A 24,644-nucleotide genomic window follows, 5' to 3' on the forward strand; every position below is an offset into this window, starting at 1 on the left:
ATTTATTTTTTGTCAATATTTTAGAATAATGATTGACTTAGTGAATTAAGTTCACTAGAATGTTAACTGACTAAAAGTTTATAAGCAACAATGAATTATCATAAAATTATTATAGTTATGACAGACGGTCAAGAGTTTGAAACTCGTTCCACTTATGGAAAGGAGGGAGATAGGGTAAAACTTGACAGAGATCCTCTTACTCACCCTGCATGGACTGGAAGTTTGACAAGCGGCTCAGCAAGTAAAACTAGCAAATTAGCTAAGTTTAACGATAAATATGGCAGTATTTTCTAATTTTCCTCCTCTTTAAGTTTTAGAGAGTTTACTGAAGCATGCATAAATACAAAAATATAGGCTATGTTGCTTCTCCATCACCAAAATCGCAGGAAGTATCTAAACTATTAAAGAAACTTAATTTTATCAATATAACAGAAGAAAATAAGTCTGAAATCGATCTATTGATAGTTGTTGGCGGTGATGGCTTTATGCTACGCACTTTGCACAATTACGTCATAGAAAATAAAAACATGCATGTGTATGGGATAAACACTGGCAATGTTGGGTTTTTGATGAATAAATGTTTTAGCCGCAGTGAAGACTTAATTGATCATATAGAGCATGCAACTTCAACTCAGTTAACTTTGCTAAAAATGGAAGCAACAGATACAAGTGGCAAGAGATATCATTACATAGCAGTAAACGAAGTATATGTTTTTAGAAAAGCAAACCAAATAGTAGAAATGAATATTACTATCAATGATAAGCTAAAAGTAGAGAAATTTAGAGGGGACGGAGTAATATTATCTACTCCCACAGGCAGCACTGCATATAACTTCTCTGCCGGTGGCCGAATCTTGCCGCTAAATTCAAATTTACTTGCACTCACTTCTATCAATAGCTATTACCCAAGGCATTGGAATGGAGCACTAATCTCAAATGATACGATCGTACAAATTGACGTTAACGACACAAAAAACCGTCCAGCACTTGTAGTATCAGATTACAAGGAGTTTCATAATATATCACAGATAAAAATACAAAAAGACCACGAAAACACAATAACTTTGCTTTTTGACAAAGATTATCCTCTGAATGAAAGGATCTTTGATAGACAATTTCTATACTAATAATGTATCTGTTCAGATGCATGGCTAATGTACAAATATTGAAACAAAAATTCCAATGCCCCTGTGATGTCATTCCAGTGCTTGACACTGGAATCCAGCTTTTGATCGAAAATGTTGTATAGTACACAATCAAATTTTCTGGATCCCAGTGTCTGGGCACTGGGATGACACCCATTGTTCCTATAGTTGTCTTTTCTCGTCTACCTTATTTTGCCACTCTGCTAAACAGATACATTATCTGTAAACTGGTATCAACTATGTTTTTTTAAAAATTTTTTATTTGTAGTTTTGCAACTTCATATGGGCAATAAAAACCCATTTGTTATAGAAACAGAATTTTGTATCAAACAGCCACCACAGCAATTTCTGCTTAAGTTAATGAATATGCGCTTTTAATGTGTGTGGACGCGCATATTCATTAACCAATTTCAGTTATTGCTATGTAAATTTTTAAATATGCAAATTAACTGCTTCTTTAAGCCTTGCATTAGCAATCACTATTATTTTACGCATTAGAGCTGTTATAGCCACCATCTTTTTCTTACCACTTTCAATAAGCTTAGAATAAAAGGCACCAAGTGCAGATTTGGACCTTGCAGCAGCCATGGCAGCTGTAAAAAGCTTTGAACGAACGTTACTTCTTCCACCTATAATCCTTCGGTAGCCAATAGCTTTACCACTTTCCTTAGGATGAGGCGCAACACCTGCAAGGCTTGCAATTTGCCTTTTATTTAAAGAACCAAGTTCCGGTATGAGACACAATAAACATTGAGAGGTTTTTCTACCTATTCCAGGGACTGTTTCAAGAATTTTTTGGCATCGTTGCAATTCAGGATTTTCATTGACTATTTTTTGTATAGCTTGATCAAGCTTTTCTACCTGGTTGTTGAGGAATTCAATAGCTTGTTGACAACTTTCCTTAATGTAATCATTTCCAGGAGTTTTTAGCCTATTCTTCTCTTGAACAAGCATTTTCGTAATATCGTCACGACGCTGACAAAGTGCAAACAAGGTGGTTTGTTCTTTTGAGATAGGTGTAAATAGCTGCAGATGTCCACAACGCTCAGAACCATATTGGGCAAGCGCTTTTGCATCAAGACTGTCGGTCTTTGCCAAAGTTCCATGAGATAGAATGAAGTTTTTAACTTGACGAGTATTAGCACGATGCACAGCAATGTTTCTATCAATAAGAAAATACAATAAGCCAAGCTCATAACCTCCTGTAGCTTCTAAAATTACCATGGAGTTGGGCAAGATATTTGAAAATTTTTGGTAGAATTGTTTCCAACCAACACAACTATTGTCAAATTTGATGACACCTTTTTGTTCATTAACTGCAGTAACAAATTCAAGTTTTCCGATATCAATGCCAATAAAATTTTGATAAGATGTAACCATAAAGAACCTCGAGAGTTTAAGTTAAAATTTAAGATTGTAAACGGGTGCATATATATGTCCCAAACAACTATTCAAACGTCTCGAAGGATAGGCTTGAGTACCTTGATATCTACGTATGTTATAATACTACCGTCTTACGGTCGCTCAAGCCTGGCGATAACCACATTTTTATAGAGTTATCTTCCTTCTTGCTTCTTTTTATATCACATTTCCAACTTACAATTTACTACATCTTAATAACTATAGCGTAATCAACACAACATAGTAATCAATTTTGGAGCAAATATGCCAGGAACACAAGATCAAGATACAGTAGAACCACTTTCTTATACACTAAGAAGTGAAGATGGTGGGATAACACCAGACAGAAATTCGCTTGATCTTGATACTCAAGTACCAGTAAACACCCCTTCTCACATAGAAAATGAGCCAACTCATGTTGATGTGTCACAAATGCTAACAAATTCGGGTGGTGTGTCAGGAGAACCTATTTATGCAACTATAGACCCAAAGACAAAATCTTCGAAAAAGAGTTTTGACAGTGGAATAGGTGGTCAAAGCCCTGAAATGAGAAGATCAGTTTCACAAGAAACGGAATTTAGTGACCATTGGGATAGTAATAAAATATTAGGAAAATTCTTCGGTAACAAATTTGGTGATCCAGGTACACCTCCAACTCCTTTGACACCAGAAGATAATGCAGACATTGAAAGTAGTGAAGTAGGTTCAGAAACTCCTCTAATCAGCTCAAGCAAAAAAACAAACAGAATCTGGCCAAGAGCAAAATATGCCATGCAGCAGAAGGGTTTTGTAATTTTTACTGCAAGTGCTATTATACTCAGCACATCTGCAGCTTTATTATATTTACAAGATAAAGAAAAATTTATTGCATTTTTTACAAACAGCCCAAAATATATCACTATACCAGTCATTGCACTTGCTGCATTGCTTGCAATTGGTCCAATATTTTTTGCAATAAAACAGTTTAGAAATACTGCAGAGCATAAAACTCAAGGAAAAGATGCAAATGAAATTTTAGCTGAGGTGTTGAAGCACCAGCCAAAAGATAAAGCTATAAAATCTGTAAGACTGGAATATAGTAATGGCACTCATTCAAATTTTGTACTTAATGCTTGGGAAGCTAAACGAGGCTTCATTAACATTGACGAAAAAGTAGTTAGTAGAACTAATAAAATAGAATCAGTAATTAACAATAGGCCACTATTTACTGCATTACTGACCGGTGTAGTTGCTGCAAATATAGCACTTCCTTTATTGCTGTATGCGGAAGGCGGTGTTAATAACGTACAAAAATTTTACCAAAACCCTTTGACTAATAACATAGGACTATCATTACTTATAGGTTCTGGTATACTTGCATTATCAATTATATGTCTTGGCGTGCATTATTATAGAAAAACAAATTGCACTAATCTTATATATTCGCAGGAAAAGATTGACCCTGAAAGCGTTAACAAGAAATTCATTGAAGAAATAAAACAAGAAAGAACAGAGGTTCTTGGAGAAAACCACAGTAAAGACGCTAAACGCAGCAGCTTAAGGCTTGAGCAAGTTGTAGTCCAATCTCATAATTGTAAGGATGTTGTTTATAGTGTCGGTTAATAAAATGCACAACGTAAAACACAATGCCTTATGCTCTTTCTTCGTCATCCCAGCGCGTGACACTTTATAATGATGTCATGAAAGTAGCTGACACTTGGGGTCTATGTTTTTTCTGGTCACACGCTAGAATGACAAAGTGAGCGTGCGTAGGTGTCATCCCAGTGCCTATTTCTTTGTCATCCCAGTGCCCAGACACTGGGATCCAGAAAAGTTTGCTTGTAAACTAGCATGGAAAGTTTATACTGAATGAATGTTTTTGATGAGGTTGCATAGAAGCTGGATCCCAGTGTCAAGCACTGGGATGACACCCTAGTAGAAATCGTTTTTGTAATTGCAACATTCGTGCAATCTTTAGCCATAAACATTAAGAAATTTACCAAATAAAAAAAAAGGCAAAAAAAGCCCCGTGGTGGTTGGCTATTTACTATGTACTAAAATATCGGCGTTTTTTTTATTCTAAAACGCTTGATTAAGAGCAATTTAGCTGCTTTTAACTTGCAACTAACCTACACCGCAAGTGTTTAAGAAATTTACTAAGCAGGAAAAAAGGCAAAGAAATCCCGTAGTAGCTAGCATTCAAATTCTCCCTTGTCAATTTGACGTTTTTTGCTGTCTTAAACGCTTTGTAAGCGCGTTTCGGCTTATATAGGTAAAAACCTAAAAATTTTTAAAGACATGCGATGCACGTAGTGCGAAAAATTAAACATGAGACGCCAAATACCCTAAGTTTTTTGTCATTAACCTGCACAGATTGCGAAGATAAATAAATAGCTTCAGTTTCATGATAAGAGGGCTGGAGGAGCTTGTCAAGTAAGTTTTTATGACTTATCTAACGAATTTTACACTTGCTAAAGTTGCACCATCTTGGTAACTTTAACTGAAAGAAGTTATTTTTTATCCAATATGAAAAAAGCCTTTATATTCACATCCTTAATAGCAGTTGTATTAATAGTCATTACTTATTTATACAGAAACGACGGAACTAATGACTCACAAGTGGTAAATGTTTATTCATCGCGCAAAGAAGAATTAGTACGTACTTTATTTGATGAATTCATAAAAAATACAGGCATTAAAGTACGTTACATCATTGATGATTATTCTCAGCTACTTTCACGAATAGAAAACGGTGGTGAAGCTGACTTATTTTTAACTGCAGATGCAGTCAACTTAATTCTAGCAAAAAAAAGAGGGCTTTTATCTCAAGTAGATTCAGAGGTTTTAAAAAGTGTTATACCTGCAAAATTTAGAGACAGTGAAGATTATTGGTTTGGTCTTACAAAAAGAACTAGGATATTGGTTTACAATAAAGAGTCAGTAGACCCTAAGGACTTAAGTACTTATGAAGATTTAGCAAATGAAAAATGGAAAGGAAAAATATTAGTGCGTTCTTCTACAAGTCCATATAACAGATCGTTAATTGCTTTTATGATTGCAAATAATGGTTTTGAAAAGACGAAAGAATGGGTAAGCGGAATTGTGAGCAATATGGCAAGAAAACCAAGTGGTGGTGATACTGACCAAATTTACGCCGTAGCAGCTGTTGAGGGAGATGTTGCAATAGTAAACAGCTACTACTTTGCGAGAATTCTTTCATCAGAAAATAAAAAGAATGTTGCAGACAAGCTAGGGGCTTTTTTTCCTAATCGCAACGATCACGGTGTAATGGTAAACATCAGTGGTGCAGCAGTAACAAAAAACGCAAAAAACAGGGAAAATGCTATAGTCTTATTGGAATTTTTAGTAAGCAAGCAGGCTCAAGAGTTATACGCTAAAAAAAACCAAGAATACCCTATTGTTGAAGGCGTTGAAACTTCCGATATACTAAAGTCTTGGGGAAATTATTCACAAAGTGATTTGCCTCTAAGTGAACTTGAGAAGCATCTTTTTGAGGCTGTTATGATAGCCGATGAGTGTAAGTGGAAGTAATCCCCAGTGCCACTAAACACTGGAATGAAAGATTTATGCTAATATACTTTACTCTTGACTCGCTGAACTTTTTCTTCCTTCTAACTTAATTTTGACTTTACTATCTTTTTCCGTTCTTTCACCAAAACAATTGCTGCACAAGAGGTCTATTGAAAAAAGGTAATAAGGAAGTAGAATAGGTTCAAGTGGTTGAAAAGGAAACTATGAACAAGAGAAGGAATTTGTTAAACATCTCAGACCTTACAGTCGATGATGTAGAAAATATAACTAAGTTGGCCAACCAGTACCTTAAAAAAGAAGTTGCAAATAGTCATATCTTGGAAAATAAGACAGTAATAAATTTATTCTTTGAAGATTCAACGCGTACACTTGCGTCTTTTGAAATAGCAGCAAAAAGCCTTGGAGCAAATGTTGTAACTTTGCCAATAAGATCTTCTTCTATTAACAAGGGAGAAAATCTAAAAGACATGATTAAAACATTAAATGCAATGAATCCTGATTACATAATAATCAGGCATAAAAGTAGTGGTATCATTAATACACTGGCAAAGTATGTTAACTGCTCGCTAATCAACGCAGGCGATGGAAGCAGTGAACATCCAACTCAAGCTCTTGCAGATTATCTTGTAATCATCAATCATAAAAAGCAAATAAAGGACCTCAAAGTTGTAATATGTGGAGATATTCTGCACAGTAGAGTTGCAAGATCAAATATAAGATTGCTAAAAATGTTTGGAGCAGAGATAAGCTTGGTCGCACCACCAACTTTGATTTGTAAGCATTTTCCTGAAGTAGATTCAGTTCATTATTCATTAATTGAAGGTATAAAGGATGCTGACGTAATTATACTTTTGAGGCTGCAGAAAGAGCGCATGAATAATAGCTCTTCAGAGAAAGAATATTTTCATTTGTATGGACTTGATTCACAAAAGCTATCATACGCAAAACCAGATGCGATTGTTATGCACCCAGGGCCAATAAACAGAGGGATTGAGATTAGCAGTGATGTAGCAGATTGTGTTATTTTACAGCAAGTAGAATTCGGATTGGCAATACGTAAGGCAGTGCTGCACTATTATAGGCCTTGTTAATATTAAAAGATGCTACACAACTAATGCAAAAAAGGTGGGCATGAAATGACAAGGGTTTCCTATCTATTGTTTCTTAAATCCCTCCCCTGAACAGACAATGGCGTCAACTTAAGGAAAAATATCAGCGATAGTGTGTAAAATTTCTCTCTAAATTTTTTATCATTAGACTTCTTTCAAAATTCATGTAGGGAGCTCAAAATTGTGAATTGCAGCAATCAAATTAAACCTTAAACCAAAACGTTTTCGTCGGTTTCTATACCTGTCCGAGATGATTTTAAACCTTTTCAATTACGTTTTCAACAATTGCCCTTTGGCTCATAAGTGCCCTGTTCTCTTTTTTTTGTTCTTTGCTTAACGGATTCTTTTTCGTTTTCCTGTGCGGTAATACAACATTTTTGTGTATCTTCTGCATTCCCCTGTAGCCGGCATCAGCTAAGATTTTAGTTTGCGGCAATACTGCTACCTTTGATTCTCTAAACATCCGTGTTTTCTACCATTCGAGAAAGATGTGCATATGACTTTTCTACTCTTCTTCTCTGTTACTATTTGTGTTTTTATAGTATGCCTTTTTTTCTTTCCAGAGTAGAAGGGCTTTTGCTTTTTTTTGGTCTCTCTACTGGCGTTTCAGTTCCGTCTATTACTAAAACTTCATATTCTACATCACTCTTTAATAGCTCTTTTTTTCCTGGTAATGCAAAATCTGGATGTTTTATTAATATGTCTTCTACCCATCTTATTATTTTAAAACTGTTACTTTCACTCATGCCATAGCTTTGCCCAATATGAAAATATGTACGATATTCTCTTATATATTCCAGTGCCATAAGTAGCCTGTCTTCTATGCAAAGTTTACTTTTTCTTCCACTTCTAGCTTTTTTTCTTTTATCCTCCACTTCTAGAATTTCTACCATTCGCTCAAATGTTGCTTTTTTTACCCCTGTTAAACGTCGAAACTTTTCTCCTTCTAACTTTTCTATTTCCTTATATTTCATGCTTTCAAATACTTCATCTTACACTCCCTCTAACAATTTTGAAAGAAGTCTATTTGTAAGATAAGATCTTTTCCTTTTTGCATGCCTCACCTAAAAAAGGCACATTTTAAACTTTTTTGTTGAAATAAAATAGAAACAAAAGTGCTGTTTCTTGTAGTATTTTACTCCTTAACATCCCTTAAGTTGACGCCATTGCGTGAACGGTTACGACATGGCGGGTTTATACTACTCTAGAAGTAATATGCGGAAAAGGGGGGATTCGAACCCCCGACATATTTTCATATGTGCACGCTTTCCAAGCGTGTGCTTTAGACCACTCAGCCACCTTTCCATGCTTATTCATAATATTGAAAATTGTGCTGCTAAACAATATAAAAACCTGGTATATAGGGTTCACCACGAAAATTTACAGTATTGTTAAACTTGCTTCTGCAAGTTAGAAATGTTTTATCGCAACCTGCGAGTATTGAATATTTATCTCCAGCAAAAATTTGGTATGGAGGCGAAGTAAACAACGTAACTACTTTATTTTTATATTCTTTTACTACACCTTCAAACGCTGTTGAGCCAAAGAATTTCACTACTCCGTGCTTATAATATTCATCACTCTCAGTTAAATTCGTGTCTTCAAATCTTCTTTCATCTATTACTTTAGTGATTGTACTTATTTTACTAAATTTTTTAGTATCGGCTTTACATTTATCATCGCAAAATTGTGCTCTGCATGCAGGAGAGTATAATTCTGCTATGCTTCTCTCAAGCTTTGCTGCAAGCCCTTTAATTTCAACAATAAATCTTCCACTACTTAATGTCACTTTACCAAAAGTTCCTGAATGTAGATTCATTGTTCCCTGGGTCAAGTCTTTATAATTCACAAGAAATATCTCAATATTTGCAAAGTCGTACTTTCCTGATAAAACATCTTCTTCTTTAATATCACCACTATTTAATATCCCTTCAATTTCTAGATTATCAGTTTTTAAATCGCTGTTTAATATTATACTACTGGCTGTAAATCCACTTGAAGATTTATAGAGTATATTATCAATATTTAAATCTTCATCATAGTCAGTGAATCCCATTACTTCTCCACCTGCGAGCTTTAATTTCCAGCACGTAGCAGTGGTAAGTAATTCTCCAGCTAAATGATTTTTTAGTGTGGTTTGCATAGGGACCTCCTGCTTAATTGATTAAATTTGAAAGTAGCTATACGGCCAGTAGAATAAGGGCAGTGTGTTCTTTTCTCATCATCTAAGTAGCCATAAAGCGTCATTCCGGTGACCATAGGGTGTCATTCCAGTGCTTGACATACAGCTTTACAAACATTTGTTTGTAAAGGCAGTATGTTAAGTGTTATAGCCGGTTTTGCCTCAAAGACAAAGGCAGTGCCTTGACTACTTGGATCCAGGAAAATTGATTGTGCATTATACAACATTTTCGATCAAAAGCTGGATTCCAGTGTCAAGCACTGAAATGACAGGAGAGGGGTGCTGGGATAACAAGGAGAGAAATACTGGAATGACAAAAATTGGCACTGAGACGATAGAAAAGGAGCACTTATGGAATATAGCTACAAAGGCTTATACTCCTCAACATCACCTGATTTTGCATCCTCGATGCCTGAAAGGATTTCTTTAATGATGTTATAGCTTAGCTCAGGGTTATCTTCAACAACTTGACCAATTTTAGCCCAATGCTCGATTTGTTGTGGTACGGAACGATTTTGTAACATGGAATGGAACTGTACTATTTCCTCAAATTCTCCATCAAGATTTACTGTTATATCCATGATATTGTTACTTCTACTTTAAGCTATTATACCATATATTGGAAATTTTTTCAATATAAAATTTTCATCTGGAAATACACACCACATTAAACTGTGGTGTGTACTGGCTGGTTAGAAAGAAAACTTCACACCAGTGAGCAGAAGAAATCCTTGGTTAGAAGGTACAGCATCATTAGGCTTATCTTTCAGCTTAATATCATTACCTTTCTCGTTAGTCATAAAATAATGAAGAGCTGCGTAAGGAACAAATTTGCTCTTACTGCATGCAGGAGATAGATCATATTGAACGCCAAGTGCGCCATCGTGAAGCATATCTCCATCATTCATTCTGCTACCAAAGTACGTCAAACTTGTGTAGATATTCTCATGTTGATAACCAGCTCCTACGGTCCAATACATGGTATCTATACTATCTTTACCAAATTGAGCTTTCAGCCCTTTCACTCTCTTGTCATCATCAGTAGTACCTTTACCATCAATTTCCGTATAGGTATCACCAACTAATTTTTTAATACCCTTCGGTTGACCAGATTTGCCCAAGTATGCAAAAGAGGCAGCAAATTTTACGCCTTGATCTTCATCAATCTTATAATCAGCGCTTACACCCAAATTAACACCCATCAGGTCATTATACTCCACAAATTCCTTATAAAGATGCTTATCTTTACTTGGTTGCTTTGGAAAGCCATATTCACCAACTGCAGAAGTTTTAACTTTTATGTTATGTTTATCAAAGTCGTATTCATATGATGCACCAGCACTTACTATGTGCTCATAGTCTGGACCGACATGCCTTATCTTATCTTCTACCTTACCGTTTTTCTCTTCTTTTTCTTTCACAATAAACAAGCTACTATCATAACGAGGTGCATAACTGATGCCAAACCTTGCGCCCATATAATTTGGTGAGTAGTAAGCAACTCTAAACGGCAGTGTAGTCATAACGCCTTTGTTATATTTCTCTGCCATGCGGAAAGAGAATTTTTCACTTTCACTCGAAAAACTTTCAGTGTAAAGACGTGGTGTTACATAAAATGGAAAGCTAGCAGCGCTTCCTTCTAAGTTCACTTTTCTGAACCAGTCACTATCTCCAGCTCCATCAACAGTTGCAATTCTTGTTGCATCAATCCTCATCAGAGCCTCAGGACCAAATTGGTAACCAAGCTTCACGTCACCATATTTTGAGTTAACAAACACATGCGCACTTCTGCCTTTTGCAGCATAAACACCCTGTGAAGCTCCCTTACCTTCAGTCACTGGAACATGAAACTGCACGTCAGCACCATAAAGAAGACCTAAATCTTCATTCTTATTTTCTGCTCTGAGGTGCAATATCGCGTCAGCAATCATACCCATATCGTTGCTGTAATCACCAATATTTCCTATTCCATTAGGAAATATTGGATTTGCTCCTTTTGCACTATCACCAGGAGGATTATAGTAATCTGTAGATCTGTTTGGCATAACGTTATAACGTTTATAATCTGTGCCACTTAGCCCTGCTTTGCCATAACCTTGAGCATCAACAACACCACCAAAAGTTATTCTTAAATTACTTTGCCCTTGATTGGTGTCGATAATATCAACTCCACCAACTGAAACAACAGGACTTGCCTTACCTTTTTCCTCTGTATTTTTGTTAACAACTTTTACATCCTTCTTTACATCTTTAGCTTCAACTTTAGCATTCTTAGTTTTAGAACCCTTAGTTTTTGAAACTTTACCTTTTTCTATATTAGAATTCTTAGCGTTTAGAGCTTTCGCTTTTGAATCCTCTATAAGCTTTGCTTTTTTCTCATTTGCTAGCCTGATCTCCTCTTTTTTCTTCTGCTCGGCTGCTAATCTCATCTCCTCCTTTTTCTTAAGCTCTTCAGCTTTTTTTCTTGGATCAGCATTACATATTCTGTTCATCTTTTCTTTCAGTTTTTTATTTGATGTTTTCATAACTTCTGTTTTTCCAGAAGTTTTTGTGCTCTCTTGCTTTTTTATTTCCTTCATACTCTCATCAGGAAAGTCAGCTGCAAAACTGCTGAAAGAATATAAAGTTAATAGAGAAGCTAGAGCAGTTCTAGTATAAATAGACTTTTTCATGAAGTGCCCCCAAAAAATTTCGAAATCATATCTTAAATGTAAATAGTATAAAAATGTTGAAAATTCAACTTAAAGCAACCTTATAACGAAAATAAAAGTAAAATGCAATACCTTAAAAGCAACTTTCTTAATACGCTCAACGTGTATATTAACCAAAATTTAGTACAGAGGTTCGCTTATTAGTGCATTATAACTCGACTATTTATTCTATGGAAGTAAAATTTTTCCACCACAAGTTATTTCCCATTCTTCTTTAAATTTCTTTAGGTATTCTTTTTTTTCGCACTCTAAAAGCAGCTCTTCCACACTTTTGTTGTAGCTTTCAGTAGTAATCCTTCCCTGATGATGCATGAACCTTAAGTAAATTAAATAAGTGTTAATTACATCTGTTTCACAATAATCTCGAATCTCTTGTATCTTGCCGCTATCGTATAAGCCCATAACTTGTGACCCATCAACTCCAATCTTGCCAGGAAGATTAAATGCTGCACAAACTTCGTTCATTTTTACTCTCGCAGAAGCTCCAAAATCAGAGAGGGATTCAAGCAAGTCACAATGCCAATCACTGCTATATCTCTGATTGTAACTATTCCACTTATCGCCAGCCTTATGAAAATATTCCGCTTGAATGCCATGGACCATAGCACGATACTTCAGCACTGGTATATCAAAAGTGCGTCCGTTGAACGAAACTAATCTTGGCTTTTTCTCTGATATGTAGTTAAAAAATCCTTTCACTAGCTCCTTTTCACTGGAATTTAGTGTGCCTCCAGATCTTATTTCTTGCAGTGTGAACACCTCATAACCGCTCTGGTAGCTTATATTGCAAAGTAAAAAACTAATAACTACAACAAGGTGGAAGGGCTGACGCAGAAAAGAGTTTTGCCCGTTTGTTATTTCAAGATGATACTTTGTTAATGCATCCCTCTTCTCTTCTACACTACTATCGTCACTAATATCGAGTAAATTCTTGCAGGAATTTACATCTGGTATAGTTTCAATATCAAATACCAATAAAGAATTAAGCATTGCCTATATACTCCTCCGAACGATCGATCCAAGGTCGCACTTTCACAAATAAAAAGAGGTGTACCTTGCACTCAAATAATTTTTCTAGTTCAGCACGCGCTTCGATATTAATTTTTTTAATATTACTGCCATCTTTCCCTAACACTATTTTTTTATGACTATCTTTCAACACAAATATGATCTGTTTGATGACTAAACTCTTATCTTTTTTTTCCTCAAACTGTTCAGTTATAACAGCTGTAGAGTATGGCAATTCTTCACGCAAGTTCAAGAATAATTTTTCTCTCGTAATTTCTGCTGATAAAAAATCTACTGAGGAATCGGTTATTTGATCTTCTTCATAAAACCAGGGGCTCACCGATGCAACTTCAGATAAGTAATTCATCAAATCAGAAAGTCCATCATTCTTTAATGCTGATATCATAAAAACCTTTTCAAATTTATAAAGCAAATTCAGATGCTCATGCGCCATCTTTAATTCAGGCCTTTTTACCAAATCAGTTTTATTGATAACCAAAATGCATCTGCCTTTTGTGCGCTGCAGCCGCATAAATATAGTCTTAATTCTTTCTATATTTTTCAAATAATTGCTTACATCAACAAGCAACAAAGTGATGTCACTATCCTTAACTGCCGACCATGCAGATTTGACTAAAGCTTTTTCAAGTTTTGTTTCTGCTGAGAAAATTCCTGGGGAGTCAGTAAAGACAATTTGTGTGTTGTTGCATGTTGCAACACCCCTTATCTGCGTCCTTGTTGTTTGCACTTTAGGGGTAATAATTGCAATCTTCTTGCCTATGATGCTGTTAATTAATGTAGACTTCCCAGCATTTGGTAAGCCAGCTATGGTTACAAATAAGCATTTTTGTTCTTTCACAAAGAAAATTATAAAGAAAACTGAATGCCCGCGTCAAGCTACTTATATGACAAGAAGTCAGAAAATCCATAAGAGGGTTTGCTAATGAAGGCTCTTAAGTTGACGCCATTGCCAGAACGACTGCTTGATTTAAGGGTAACGTTTTAACCATAAGATCACTAACTCCTTAATATGTGTGTTCATAATTTGATTTTCCACGAAAGACATAATAGCAATAACCAGTGTAAGTTAAAATGATTGGTAAAAGCGGTATTATAACAATGAGCATTAAAGATAAACTTGGCCCAGAAGCAGCTGCGTCCAGAATGGTATATTGAAAAGGTATAATCCATGGGTAGATACTAATTCCTAAACCTAAATATCCCATAAAAAAAATAGCAATACTGAGAAAGAATGGACGGTACTCCCGTTTAGTATTCTGGAGATCAAACCACAATATGAAAAATAGCCAAGATGTGAGTAATGGAATAGAAAATAAATAATAAAAATTTGGCATGCTAAACCAAAAGTTTTTAATACGTTCATTTAAAAATGGTGTCACTACACTCACTAATCCCATGAAAATACCTACAAAACCAAGCGTATAAGAAGCAACCTTGCGTGCCCATTCTTGTGTTATATTTTCTGTCTTCATTATAAGCCATGTAGAACCTAAAAGTGCATATCCAAATATCACAGCAATGCCTGTCATTACACTAAAAGCACTTGCCCAATCAAATTGGCCACCAGAAAAGTTACGTTCGTTTACTTCCACACCATGTATAAATGCGCCTAAAATCATGCCTTGGCAAAATGCAGCACCAAGTGACCCAAAATGAAAGGTATAATCCCATAATTGCCTGTATTTTCCTTCTGCCTTAAAACGAAACTCAAAGGATACTCCGCGCACTATAAGGCCAAGCAGCATAATAATGATTGGAATATAAAAAGCAGGCATTAATATTGAATATGCAAGAGGAAAAGCAGCAAACAACCCTCCACCACCTAGTACCAACCATGTTTCGTTTCCATCCCAAAATGGTGCAATTGAACTTATCATGTGATCACGGCATTTATCTGACGGTGCAAAAGGAAGTAAAATACCAATACCTAAATCAAACCCATCCATTAAAATATACAGTAAAACAGCTATGGCAATTAGTAATCCCCAGATTAGGGGTAAATTAATTAAGGAAGAAACATCAAACATGATTGTTGCCCTTTCCAGATGTACCAGCATCAATCACTGAAGCTCCAATACCGTGTTTATAAAATTGCTCTTCTTCTTTAATGACAGGAATTCCTTTGTATATAAGTTTCAGGATATAGTAACTGCCTGCTCCAAATATAAGGGTATACATAACAATAAATGCAATCAAAGACCATGCAACCTGAGGACCGGTAATCGCAGGTGAAAATGATTCAATTGTGCGCATAATTCCATATACAGTGTAAGGTTGACGACCAATTTCAGTAGTAAACCAACCTGCAAGTAACGCTATGAACCCAGACGGCATCATTGCTATCCACCATCCATGTAAGAAACAACTTTGGAATAATTTGCCACGAAGATACTGTATAACACTTACTAACCCAATTATGATCATTAAAATTCCAACTCCAACCATTATACGGAAGGACCAGAATACCCATACTACAGGTGGTCTATCTTCTTTTTTCCATTCCTTTAATCCTTTTACTTCTCCTAAAAAATCATGTGTTAAGATCAAGCTAGCAAGATTAGGAATTTTTATCTCGTAGTGATTAATTTCATTTTGCTGATCCGGATAAGCAAATAAAAGTAAGCCAGCCCCTTTTTCGGTTTCCCATATACCTTCCATTGCAGCAATCTTAGCAGGTTGATGCTTTAGTGTATTTAATCCATGCCTATCTCCCATGAACAGCTGAAATGGTGCAGCTAAAGCTACCATAATGGTTGCCATACCAAGCATAATTCTTGCTTGAGGAGCATGTCGTTTTCTCCAAAGATAAAATGCTCCTACACCACCAACCAGAAAAGCTGTTGTAAGATAGGCTGCTGTTACCATATGGATAAAGCGACAAGGGAAAGAAGGATTAAAAATAATCTCTAACCAATTGGTTGGATATAGGAGACCATTCTCACCAATCGTGAATCCAGCGGGTGTTTGCATCCAACTGTTGGCTGCAATAATCCAAAAAGCTGAAATAAGCGTTCCCACTGCAACAATACAAGTAGAAGCAAAGTGCATACGAGAACTTACTCTATTCCATCCAAATAGCATAATACTCAAAAAAGATGCCTCCAGAAAAAAGGCTGTTAAAACCTCAAAGGAAAATAGAGGGCCGAGAACATTGGCTATGCGGTCAGAAAAAATTGACCAATTGGTACCAAGTTGATAGGACATTACAACTCCAGATACCACTCCCATGCCAAAAGCAACGGCAAAAATCTTGATCCAGAATTTATAAACATCACGGAAACGTGTATCACCAGTCTTAAGCCAACACCATTCCAAAAAGGCTAGAAAACTTGCAAGTCCGATCGTGAAAGCAGGAAATATAATGTGAAAGCCTATTGTGAAGGCAAACTGAATTCGAGCTAGCAGCACAGAACTAAATTCAAACATTTTACCAAATACCCATGTATTACAAATAATAGCCAAATCTGCCTATAATTCAATCCATTTTTTCACAAAATATTTTAACAAAGGTACCATGTCAATTAGTGACCTTGCCCAGACACTGGGATCCAGAAGACTTAATTTCAACCAAGTGGCTGCATAATAAAGGCTGGATTCCAGTGTCACGCGCTGGAATGACATCACAGGAGCACTGGAATCCAGGAAAAAGAATGATGTCATGCAAGTAGCTGACACTGATTCCTTTATGATGGTGTCATCCGAGTGCCCTGACTACTGGGATCCAGGAAACTTAATTTCAACCAAGTGGCTGCATAATAAAGGCTAGATCCCAGTGTCACGCACTGGGATGACAAAAAAGGAGCACTGGAATGACACCATTTTCGGTCTCTTAAATTGCTTTAGCCATAAACATTAAGAAATTTACCAAATAAAAAAAAAGGCAAAAGGAGCCCCGTGGTTGGCTAATTACTTACATTATACTTTCAAGTATGGCGTTTTTTTATTCTAAACGCTTAATAACCGTGACTCAGCTGCTTTTAAGCCGCAACTAATCTAAATTATAAACGTTAAGAAATTTACTGAGCGGAAAAAAAGGCAAAGAATCCCCAGGGTAGCCAGTATTCAAATTCTCCCTTGTTCTATTTGACGTCTTGAACGCTTTATAAGCGCGTTTCTGCTTGTATAGGTAGAAACCTAGAAATTTGATAAAGACATAAGGTGCACATAGTGCAAAAAATTAAGCATGATTTACGCCAAATACAAAGTTCCCTTTGTCGTTTTAATCTGCAGATTGCGAAGATAAATAAATAGCTTCACTTCCATGATAATGGGGCTGGCAAAGGGTGTCAAGTAAGTTTTTTCGTTTCTGCGGGCTACCTGGTTTTCCTACTGAAATTTTGAAAAATGTAATCTACTTCTATATTCAAATATATCAAGCAGTAATTCAAAATCAGCCATTGCGCCTTTTGCGTTATTATACGCGAGATTGAGCAGTTCTTTGTCCTGATATAAATCAGCAAATTTAAATTCCATACATCCTGATTGTTTTGTGCCTAAAATATCTCCACTGCCTCTTAGCATCATATCCCTTTCAGCAATGTAAAATCCATCTTGTGACTCACACATGATCTTTAACTTTGAAGATGAGCTTTTACTTAAATTATCGTATAATAATACACAAAAAGATGGCTTGTTTCCTCGCCCTACTCTGCCTCTTAACTGATGCAATTGCGATAACCCAAATTTCTCTGCATTTTCTATAATCATGATGGTTGCATCTGGCACATCTATACCAACTTCTATCACAGTGGTTGCAACAAGCAGAGAAAATTCATTCCTTTTGAAGGAAAACATAACTTGATCTTTCTGCTCCTGAGTCAATTTTCCGTGTATTATCCCGACTTTATCAAGAAATGTTTTTTGTAATTCCTGAAAACGCATCTCTGCTGCAGCAATATTGGTCTCTTCGTTTTCTTCTATATATGGACAAATCCAATATGCTTTTTCGCCCCTGTTTATAGCACCTTTTAGCTTTTCAATAACATCTGGCACCCTACTAATGTTCATAGTTACAGTTTTTATTGGCAATCTGGATTTTGGTTTTTCTTTCAAAATTGAACATTCAACATCACCATACATAGCTTGCTGCAAGGTTCTTGGAATGGGAGTTGCAGTAACGAAAAGTATATCGGCATTTTCTCCTTTTCCTACCAAGCGATGTCTCTGCATCACTCCAAATCGCTGTTGCTCGTCTATGACTGCAAGCCCTAAATTTTTAAATATAACGTTAGCTTGAAATAACGCGTGGGTGCCAATCACTACATTTAAAACACCACTTGCAAGTTCGTTCATGATAATCTTTCTTTCCTTGCGCGAAGTTTTACCAGTAAGCAGCGCAACTTTTATATCGGTACAGGATAAAACTTCCTCAATCCAATTATAATGTTGCTCCGCCAAGATAGTAGTAGGTGCCATTAGAGCTGCCTGCATGTTGTTTTCTACCACATTTATCATCGCAAAAAGTGCAACTACGGTTTTGCCACTACCAACATCACCTTGCAGCAAGCTTATCATGCGATACTTGGATTTTTGTCTCTCTGAGATCTCATCTATTGCGCGAGTTTGATCATTTGTTAATTGAAACGACAATTCATTTAAAACTTGCTCTTTGTATTTACTCAATATTACAAATTCTCTTCCCCTTTCTTTCACATGATTTTTTCTTGCAAGTTTCAGCGCTAGCTGATACGCAAACAATTCATCATAAGCAAGCCTTTTTCTACAAACCTCGGCTTCCGCCAATGAGCTTGGTCTGTGCAACTTTATGATGCTTTCCCTCCAACTTAGCCATTTTTTTTGCTTGATTAATGTATCATCTATCCACTCTGGTAAATCAGGCAATTCCTTTAGATTAGAGCTTATTATGTTCCCAATGCGCTTATTGGTAATGCCACGGCATAATTGGTAAACTGGCTCTATGCAAGCTATTTCTTTAAATTGGTTGATGTCAAGCGACACATAATCTGGATGAGTAATCTGCCAATGCTCAGCAAATTTTTCGAGTTTGCCACTGATGATTACAGAAGCTCCGATTGGAAATAGTTTATATAAATACTTAACTGAGTAATTAAAAAAGACTATGAATATATACTGACTCTCACTTTCAACGACTATTTTATATGGTCTACCTCTAAAAGTGGGCGACTGATGCTCATAAACTTTTGCAATAAAAGTTATAAATTCTCCAACTTGAGCATCGGGCAGTGACTTACTTCTATCTACATAACTAAGTGGCTTATAAAATAGCAGGTCCACCACTTTGTCCCCACCACAAAGTTTAGGCAATATTGTGGAATGAAATTTAGGTATATTCTCCAGCCTGCTATTTAGAAAAATCTGATTGCTCATTGAGATTCATACATGTGTAAAACTGTTATAGAGTCTTCTTAAGATCCTGTCACCTTATAGTCAAACTATTTGCTGTCATAGAACTTGTGTTTATGTAAAATATTTTTATTGACTTATTAATCATTTTTATGTATTATTATACTATCAGCAGTCTATATCAAGGTATTAATAATGAGTAGCTTTATATCAGAAGGAGAAAAAAATCCAATAGTTACACTAAGAGCTCAAGCAGAAAAGTTTGATTATAAAGCTTTAAGAGCTAAAGCAAAAACTGAGAAAGGATTGCATGAAATTAGCTCTGGCCTCCTGGCATTCAAAGACATTAATAGAATGGATTTTGTTATTAACGGCAAAAGTATAAGTAGAGATTTGATTGCCGAGCTATACAAAGAACATGACAGTTTACTGCCAAAAAGTGAAGGTGAAAATGAAGACTACCGCCCATTTGCAAGAAAAGTTTTTAAGGAGATGTTCAAATACGCTGGAGCTCAAGTCCCAAGTGATCATATCTTGGAAGAACTGGTTATCAATTGTAATCAAGCAGGATATGAATCTATATATTCCCCTTTCATAGCTGAACTCCTTGGTAAACATGAATTATTTATGAATGTTAATGGTAGTAATGTTGATAGAAAAGTGTACATCGATTGCAGAAACCCAAATTCTGTAAAAGTTGAGTGTAAAACTTCCAGAATACCTGTGAATCTTTCCACAGAAAAAATAAGTGATATGTCGTTCTCATTAGAATTCACACTTCAGTCTCAAGATGAGAAAGATAATGTGACATATAAAGATGGTAAATTGTTACTTACTGCTCCTAAGAGACTGAAGGATTATAATATAGGTGATAAAAACTTGTTTGACATCATAAGAGAATGCTTTCAGAAATTGTGCGAAAAATTTGGATTTTTTAAAATAAAAATAGGGCATAATTTTGATAAGCAACTGAAAGTGAACAGCCATCTGGAAGGTGTAGAATCTCCTGTCCATAGTAATGAACATGGAAATGCACCTGGGAACTGATAATTAAAATATCTCAATCTCTGTCAGCTTGCTTGCACAATCAATCACTTCAGCATTTGGAAATTGGTTTTTAAACCAGGTATACTGACGTTTCGCGTAGTGTCTTGTGTTTGTTTGAGCAATTTGTATCGCTTCGTCTAAAGTAATCTCACCTTTCAAATACTTTACAATTTCTGGCACTCCATGTGCTTTCATAGCTGGCAAATGTGGGGCTAGGTTCATGCTAAGTAGCTTTTTTACTTCATCAATTGCTCCATTTTCAATCATTGTAATGAAACGAGAATTTATTTTTCGGTATACATCTTCACGTTTAGGCAGAATTGTATATATCTTAAAATTATTGAATAAAGGAGGCTGTCTATTTTCTTGCCATACAAAGATTGTCTTACCAGTTTCAGTGATAACTTCAAGTGCCCTTGAAAGGCGGTGCGAGTCATTCATGAATACTTTACCTTGAATCCTTGGATCTTTGCTTAGCACTAATTTGTAGAACTCCTCTTTACTTAAATTTGTCCTTAATTCGCTTACATTTTTCCTCACTTCCTGACTTATTTGTGGCATTGATGATAAGCCTTTGATTAAACTGCTGATGTAAAGCCCGCTTCCTCCAGTGATGATAGGTATTTGAGCATTTTCTAATGCGTGATTAACTTCTTTTTCTAAATCCTCTAACCATAGACCCACGGAATAATTTTCTTTTGCTGAAACATAACCATATAGTTTATAAAATACTTCTTGCTTTGGTGGTTGAGCGGTAATTATGGGAATTCCTTCATATACCTGCTTTGAATCACAATTTATTATACTAATATTTCCATGTTTTTCTATCAGGTTATCGCATAATTCTGATTTACCTGAGGCCGTAATTCCTGTAATAATTACTATATTATTTTTCATTTATATTAATTTAATTAACATATGATAAAGTGTAGTAAAAATTTGGATTCTACAATCTAAAGTTTGGAGATTTTTATGACAGAAAACAACGACAATAATTCATTTATTAAGCGTTTTACAAACAGGACTCCTGGCGGTACAGGGGAAGGTTTTTCCAGTAAGTATTCGTCTCAAAACACCAAAGAACGTGTGCTAGGGGAAAAAGGAAAAATTTCTGAATTAGCAGGCAAAAAAACCGAATCCAAGGAAGCTTTTTCTGAAAGTGGCGGCATAAAAAGTAAAAGCAGAACTGTCAATGAAAGATCTTTTGCTGATGCAACAAAAAGAAGTAGGTCAGATCTTATATACTTAGTCCGTGGTAAAGATCGTGGAAAATCAGCGTGGCATTATGTATTAGTTGATAAAGAGAAAAGAGAAATGTTTCTAGCAAAAAGCAGAACTGGTTCTATAGATGTTGCAGATTATGGAGAGATTTTGTATTCAGGATGGGGAGAGGATCCACCACAGGAAATAGTTGACAAAGTCAATGAAGAGTTTGGGCTGTAGCAAATCTGCATAACAAATGGTAAGCTGCGTTGTATTATATTCACAAAAACTAGCGTATCTGTTCAGAGGAGTGGCTAATGTGCAAATATTGAAGCAAAGTGCGTGACACACAGCTGTACGAACATTGCAATATGGTACATAGTAAACGATGTCATTCCAGTGCTTGACACTGGAATCCAGCTTTTTCATAATTATCAAAACATTGTATTTTAACATAAAATGGCTACTTTTATGCTTACCAACTTAATAAAATTCCTGGATCCCAGTGTCAAGCACTGGGATGACACCATTTGTTGTAAACTCACTTTTACTCTATGGTTACTACCTTGCCGCTATCCTGAACGGATACAAACTAGAAGTTACTATATAAGATACAATGCAACAAAACTGATCTAGTTGTTATGAATAAGTTTTAAGCTATATGGTATCTAAAATAATAAATGCAATACAGAACAACTTGTTAGTGTGTTTTCCAACAGAAACAGTGTATGCTCTTGCTTGTAATGCACTAGATAATGAATCTATAGGAAAAATATATCAGATAAAGAAACGCTCTCAAAATAAGCCACTCTCCATATTTGTTAGTGATATTTACAATTTGACAAAAATAGCAAAGGTAAAGGCAAGATATATTGATTTAATAAACCACTTTTCTCCTGGACCAATTACCTATATTTTACCACTTAAAAACAACAACATATTGCCAAACGAATTCTTTAAAGATAGTATAGGCATCAGAATCCCTGAGCATCCTATTGCAATTTCAATACTAAACAAACTGAAAGTTCCAATAGTTGCAACTAGTATAAATATTTCAGGAGAAAAAAGTGTATGTAAGGCAAACGATATACCACAATCCATTAAGCAACATTTATCTGTAGTGATTGAAGATGACGAACTAGTTTCTGGTATAGAATCTACTATTATTGACTTAACCGAAGATAAGATTAAGGTTTTAAGGGAAGGTGCAATTTCATTACAAACAGTAAATAACGCATTTTCAAACTAAGATCTATAGGAGAAAAAATGAAAAAAGTAATAGGTCACAACCAGGCCAAAAAAAAATTAATGAACAACTTATCTGTTCAGTCTTGGCTGATCTGTGGTAAAAAAGGTATAGGAAAAGCAACACTTGCAAAATCCTTCTCCTATTGGTTACTCATAAAAAACTATAATGAAGTAGCATTGGACTTACACATTGTTGAAGGTGATACTATCGGAATAGAAAAAGTCAGAGAAATGAAAAACTTTCTACATTTAAGTCCCATTCTATCAGAACACAAAATAGCTATAATAGATAGCTTAGAGGCAATGACTAATAACGCTAAAAACGCAATATTGAAAATATTAGAAGAGCCGCCAAAAAATTCTAAGATATTTATAATTAGCCATAAGCCATATGATATACAAACCACTATCTTGTGTAGGTGCTTTCAGTTGAATTTACTCCCATTAACTTATGATGAAACAAAGCAAGTTGCTTCATCTCAATGTAAGTTTGATGATCAAACGTTTGATGAAATGATCACTTTATTTCCTGGAATGCCAGGAATGATAATAAATGCAATAAGTAGTGATGCTTATGAAGCATACAAATGCTTTTATAAATTTCTTCATGATTTAAAGAATCCCAATATGATTAATAAAGTAATTAATAGCGAAATCGAACTAGAACTAGCATCATATATAATTCAGGCCTTCATTTTAGAAAGCATAAAGAGAGAGGTAAATGGTGTTGAAATTCTGCTAAGTCAGTGGAAAAAAATAGATGAACTTTTCGTTGCCGCAAAGCAACTCCACTTAGATAAAAAGCATGTTTTAGCTAATGTAGTTAATATCATGACATAAGTTTACAAAGTATAATACTTTTAACATAAATTCATGATAAAATTCTGTTAATTTAATACTCGAAGTATATAATTTGACTGATAATAAATTAACTGTATGGCAATCAATAGAAGTTTTGACGAAAGCCATATTGAACATGCAGAAAAAATTAAGCTTAATTAAGAATATAGCTTCAGATCAAGACGTAACCCTAGAAAAAGGAAAGGAGTTGTTAAGCGGCATTTATGAAGCAAATTTTAAGCTAAATAAGACAATCAATATAGCTACTTTGCCAAAAATTGGCTATCATATGCTCAATGATGAGCTTGTTGTACGTAATCATATTACGGAAGAGGAAGTAAAGATTCCTAGAGATTTTCATTACCTTAAAGTCGTTAAATCCGATCATGATAATTATAAATTAACGTTTTGTAATTTTTTAGGTAATGAGTTTTTTGAATATAAAAAGTATGATCCACAATATTCTGGCGTTTCAGATGAATATAAGTTTGTGGATTTTGGTAGTGTAAAAAAGACTCATAATCTAAAATTTAAGGAATATGTTGGTCATGCACCTAAGTTTTTTGCTGCAGAAGGTCCTATTGAGCCTGGATCTCAAAACCATGCAATTGATCTATTTAGGCTAGTCAAAGATGGTAAAGGTAGCAAAGTGGGAACCCTCGCTGATGAATTTGGTTATTTTGATGATCAAAATAAATTACATTATTATAATTATCACAAAAGTGCTGAAAGTAATATTTACAATCCTGAAAATTTCAGTATAAAAACGATAAATATAGATGTGAGCAAAATCGACAAATTCTACCTTATTGCGGAACAAGGTGATATAATCATTCATCCTATTTTGGAAAATTTAGACATATTTTAAAGTTTT

The 24,644-nt window shown here is 35.3% G+C and carries 24 protein-coding genes, 1 tRNA gene and 1 pseudogene; 11 read left to right on the forward strand and 15 right to left on the reverse strand.

Annotated features, from left to right (window positions below):
* Positions 1-90 precede the first annotated feature (90 nt).
* Together rpmE and OPR57_RS01785 are read left to right on the forward strand one after the other, a co-directional pair.
* Positions 91-294, forward strand: coding sequence for a 50S ribosomal protein L31 (rpmE, locus tag OPR57_RS01780; protein ID WP_250294634.1), 204 nt, complete (start codon positions 91-93; stop codon positions 292-294).
* 38 nt (positions 295-332) lie between these two features.
* Complete coding sequence (locus OPR57_RS01785) at positions 333-1,127, forward strand: NAD kinase (protein ID WP_265036990.1); 795 nt, start codon at positions 333-335, stop codon at positions 1,125-1,127.
* A 450-nt stretch (positions 1,128-1,577) separates the two neighbouring features.
* Here the strand turns inward: OPR57_RS01785 and OPR57_RS01795 are convergent, their stop codons facing one another.
* A complete protein-coding gene (locus tag OPR57_RS01795) occupies positions 1,578-2,525 on the reverse strand; it encodes an IS110 family transposase (protein WP_265035888.1) in 948 nt (315 codons plus the stop codon).
* A gap of 285 nt (positions 2,526-2,810) precedes the next feature.
* Here OPR57_RS01795 and OPR57_RS01800 point away from each other — a divergent pair, with 285 nt between their 5' ends.
* Positions 2,811-4,148 (forward strand): hypothetical protein, encoded by a 1,338-nt coding sequence (locus tag OPR57_RS01800; RefSeq protein WP_265036992.1) that lies wholly within the window; start codon positions 2,811-2,813, stop codon positions 4,146-4,148.
* 64 nt (positions 4,149-4,212) lie between these two features.
* Here the strand turns inward: OPR57_RS01800 and OPR57_RS01805 are convergent, their stop codons facing one another.
* Together OPR57_RS01805 and OPR57_RS01810 are read right to left on the reverse strand one after the other, a co-directional pair.
* Positions 4,213-4,344 (reverse strand): hypothetical protein, encoded by a 132-nt coding sequence (locus OPR57_RS01805; RefSeq protein WP_265036994.1) that lies wholly within the window; start codon positions 4,342-4,344, stop codon positions 4,213-4,215.
* On the reverse strand, positions 4,325-4,507 hold the full coding sequence (locus OPR57_RS01810) for a hypothetical protein (protein ID WP_265036996.1): 183 nt from the start codon (positions 4,505-4,507) through the stop codon (positions 4,325-4,327). The genes OPR57_RS01805 and OPR57_RS01810 overlap by 20 nt, the downstream gene beginning before the upstream one ends.
* A gap of 544 nt (positions 4,508-5,051) precedes the next feature.
* On the opposite strand from OPR57_RS01810, the gene OPR57_RS01815 reads away from it, so the two are divergent.
* Positions 5,052-6,077 carry an extracellular solute-binding protein gene (locus OPR57_RS01815; RefSeq protein ID WP_265036998.1) on the forward strand — a complete coding sequence of 342 codons (1,026 nt, stop codon included), beginning with the start codon at positions 5,052-5,054 and terminating at the stop codon, positions 6,075-6,077.
* Between the two features lie 203 nt (positions 6,078-6,280).
* The gene (locus tag OPR57_RS01820; RefSeq protein WP_265037492.1) at positions 6,281-7,168 is read left to right on the forward strand and encodes an aspartate carbamoyltransferase catalytic subunit; all 888 of its coding nucleotides are present in this window, start codon (positions 6,281-6,283) and stop codon (positions 7,166-7,168) included.
* 180 nt (positions 7,169-7,348) lie between these two features.
* Here OPR57_RS01820 and OPR57_RS01825 read toward each other — a convergent pair.
* From OPR57_RS01825 to OPR57_RS01835, 3 genes and pseudogenes are all read right to left on the reverse strand, one after another.
* Positions 7,349-8,160: pseudogene (locus tag OPR57_RS01825) on the reverse strand (IS5 family transposase).
* A 244-nt stretch (positions 8,161-8,404) separates the two neighbouring features.
* Positions 8,405-8,491 (reverse strand) — tRNA-Ser (locus OPR57_RS01830).
* A 31-nt stretch (positions 8,492-8,522) separates the two neighbouring features.
* A complete protein-coding gene (locus OPR57_RS01835) occupies positions 8,523-9,329 on the reverse strand; it encodes a DUF2163 domain-containing protein (protein WP_265036999.1) in 807 nt (268 codons plus the stop codon).
* Between the two features lie 196 nt (positions 9,330-9,525).
* Between OPR57_RS01835 and OPR57_RS01840 the strand changes: the two genes are divergently transcribed.
* Positions 9,526-9,798 carry a hypothetical protein gene (locus OPR57_RS01840; RefSeq protein WP_265037001.1) on the forward strand — a complete coding sequence of 91 codons (273 nt, stop codon included), beginning with the start codon at positions 9,526-9,528 and terminating at the stop codon, positions 9,796-9,798.
* Here the strand turns inward: OPR57_RS01840 and OPR57_RS07750 are convergent.
* The 8 genes from OPR57_RS07750 to recG form a co-directional block, all read right to left on the reverse strand.
* The gene (locus OPR57_RS07750; RefSeq protein ID WP_406831532.1) at positions 9,731-9,949 is read right to left on the reverse strand and encodes a TA system antitoxin ParD family protein; all 219 of its coding nucleotides are present in this window, start codon (positions 9,947-9,949) and stop codon (positions 9,731-9,733) included. The genes OPR57_RS01840 and OPR57_RS07750 overlap by 68 nt on opposite strands.
* A 111-nt stretch (positions 9,950-10,060) precedes the next feature.
* Complete coding sequence (locus OPR57_RS01845) at positions 10,061-12,040, reverse strand: WD0745 family porin (RefSeq protein WP_265037003.1); 1,980 nt, start codon at positions 12,038-12,040, stop codon at positions 10,061-10,063.
* Positions 12,041-12,247: 207 nt separating this feature from the next.
* Complete coding sequence (locus OPR57_RS01850; RefSeq protein WP_265037005.1) at positions 12,248-13,069, reverse strand: 3'-5' exonuclease; 822 nt, start codon at positions 13,067-13,069, stop codon at positions 12,248-12,250.
* Positions 13,062-13,946 carry a GTPase Era gene (era, locus tag OPR57_RS01855; RefSeq protein WP_265037007.1) on the reverse strand — a complete coding sequence of 295 codons (885 nt, stop codon included), beginning with the start codon at positions 13,944-13,946 and terminating at the stop codon, positions 13,062-13,064. Before era ends, OPR57_RS01850 begins: the two co-directional genes overlap by 8 nt.
* 166 nt (positions 13,947-14,112) lie before the next feature.
* Positions 14,113-15,135, reverse strand: coding sequence for a cytochrome d ubiquinol oxidase subunit II (cydB, locus tag OPR57_RS01860; RefSeq protein ID WP_265037009.1), 1,023 nt, complete (start codon positions 15,133-15,135; stop codon positions 14,113-14,115).
* A complete protein-coding gene (locus OPR57_RS01865; protein ID WP_265037494.1) occupies positions 15,128-16,534 on the reverse strand; it encodes a cytochrome ubiquinol oxidase subunit I in 1,407 nt (468 codons plus the stop codon). Before OPR57_RS01865 ends, cydB begins: the two co-directional genes overlap by 8 nt.
* A 42-nt stretch (positions 16,535-16,576) precedes the next feature.
* Complete coding sequence (locus tag OPR57_RS07995) at positions 16,577-16,768, reverse strand: hypothetical protein (protein ID WP_410541093.1); 192 nt, start codon at positions 16,766-16,768, stop codon at positions 16,577-16,579.
* A gap of 666 nt (positions 16,769-17,434) precedes the next feature.
* A complete protein-coding gene (recG, locus tag OPR57_RS01875) occupies positions 17,435-19,456 on the reverse strand; it encodes an ATP-dependent DNA helicase RecG (protein ID WP_265037012.1) in 2,022 nt (673 codons plus the stop codon).
* Positions 19,457-19,627: 171 nt separating this feature from the next.
* Here recG and OPR57_RS01880 point away from each other — a divergent pair, with 171 nt between their 5' ends.
* Positions 19,628-20,479, forward strand: coding sequence for a hypothetical protein (locus OPR57_RS01880; RefSeq protein ID WP_265037014.1), 852 nt, complete (start codon positions 19,628-19,630; stop codon positions 20,477-20,479).
* A 3-nt stretch (positions 20,480-20,482) separates the two neighbouring features.
* On the opposite strand, the gene miaA is transcribed toward OPR57_RS01880, so the two are convergent.
* On the reverse strand, positions 20,483-21,376 hold the full coding sequence (gene miaA / locus OPR57_RS01885; RefSeq protein ID WP_265037016.1) for a tRNA (adenosine(37)-N6)-dimethylallyltransferase MiaA: 894 nt from the start codon (positions 21,374-21,376) through the stop codon (positions 20,483-20,485).
* A 75-nt stretch (positions 21,377-21,451) separates the two neighbouring features.
* Between miaA and OPR57_RS01890 the strand changes: the two genes are divergently transcribed.
* The 4 genes from OPR57_RS01890 to OPR57_RS01905 all read left to right on the forward strand — a co-directional run bounded on the left by OPR57_RS01890 (position 21,452) and on the right by OPR57_RS01905 (position 24,638).
* Entirely contained in the window at positions 21,452-21,922 is a 471-nt protein-coding gene (locus tag OPR57_RS01890; protein WP_265037018.1) for a hypothetical protein, read from the forward strand.
* Positions 21,923-22,343: 421 nt separating this feature from the next.
* Positions 22,344-22,931 carry an L-threonylcarbamoyladenylate synthase gene (locus OPR57_RS01895; RefSeq protein ID WP_265037020.1) on the forward strand — a complete coding sequence of 196 codons (588 nt, stop codon included), beginning with the start codon at positions 22,344-22,346 and terminating at the stop codon, positions 22,929-22,931.
* A 17-nt stretch (positions 22,932-22,948) separates the two neighbouring features.
* Positions 22,949-23,770: a DNA polymerase III subunit delta' gene (locus OPR57_RS01900; protein ID WP_265037022.1), complete on the forward strand. Its 822-nt coding sequence runs from the start codon at positions 22,949-22,951 to the stop codon at positions 23,768-23,770.
* Positions 23,771-23,843: 73 nt separating this feature from the next.
* Positions 23,844-24,638 (forward strand): hypothetical protein, encoded by a 795-nt coding sequence (locus OPR57_RS01905; protein WP_265037024.1) that lies wholly within the window; start codon positions 23,844-23,846, stop codon positions 24,636-24,638.
* The last annotated feature ends 6 nt before the right edge of the window (positions 24,639-24,644 follow it).

Source organism: Wolbachia endosymbiont (group A) of Anomoia purmunda (genome assembly GCF_947251545.1).
Lineage (GTDB): Bacteria > Pseudomonadota > Alphaproteobacteria > Rickettsiales > Anaplasmataceae > Wolbachia.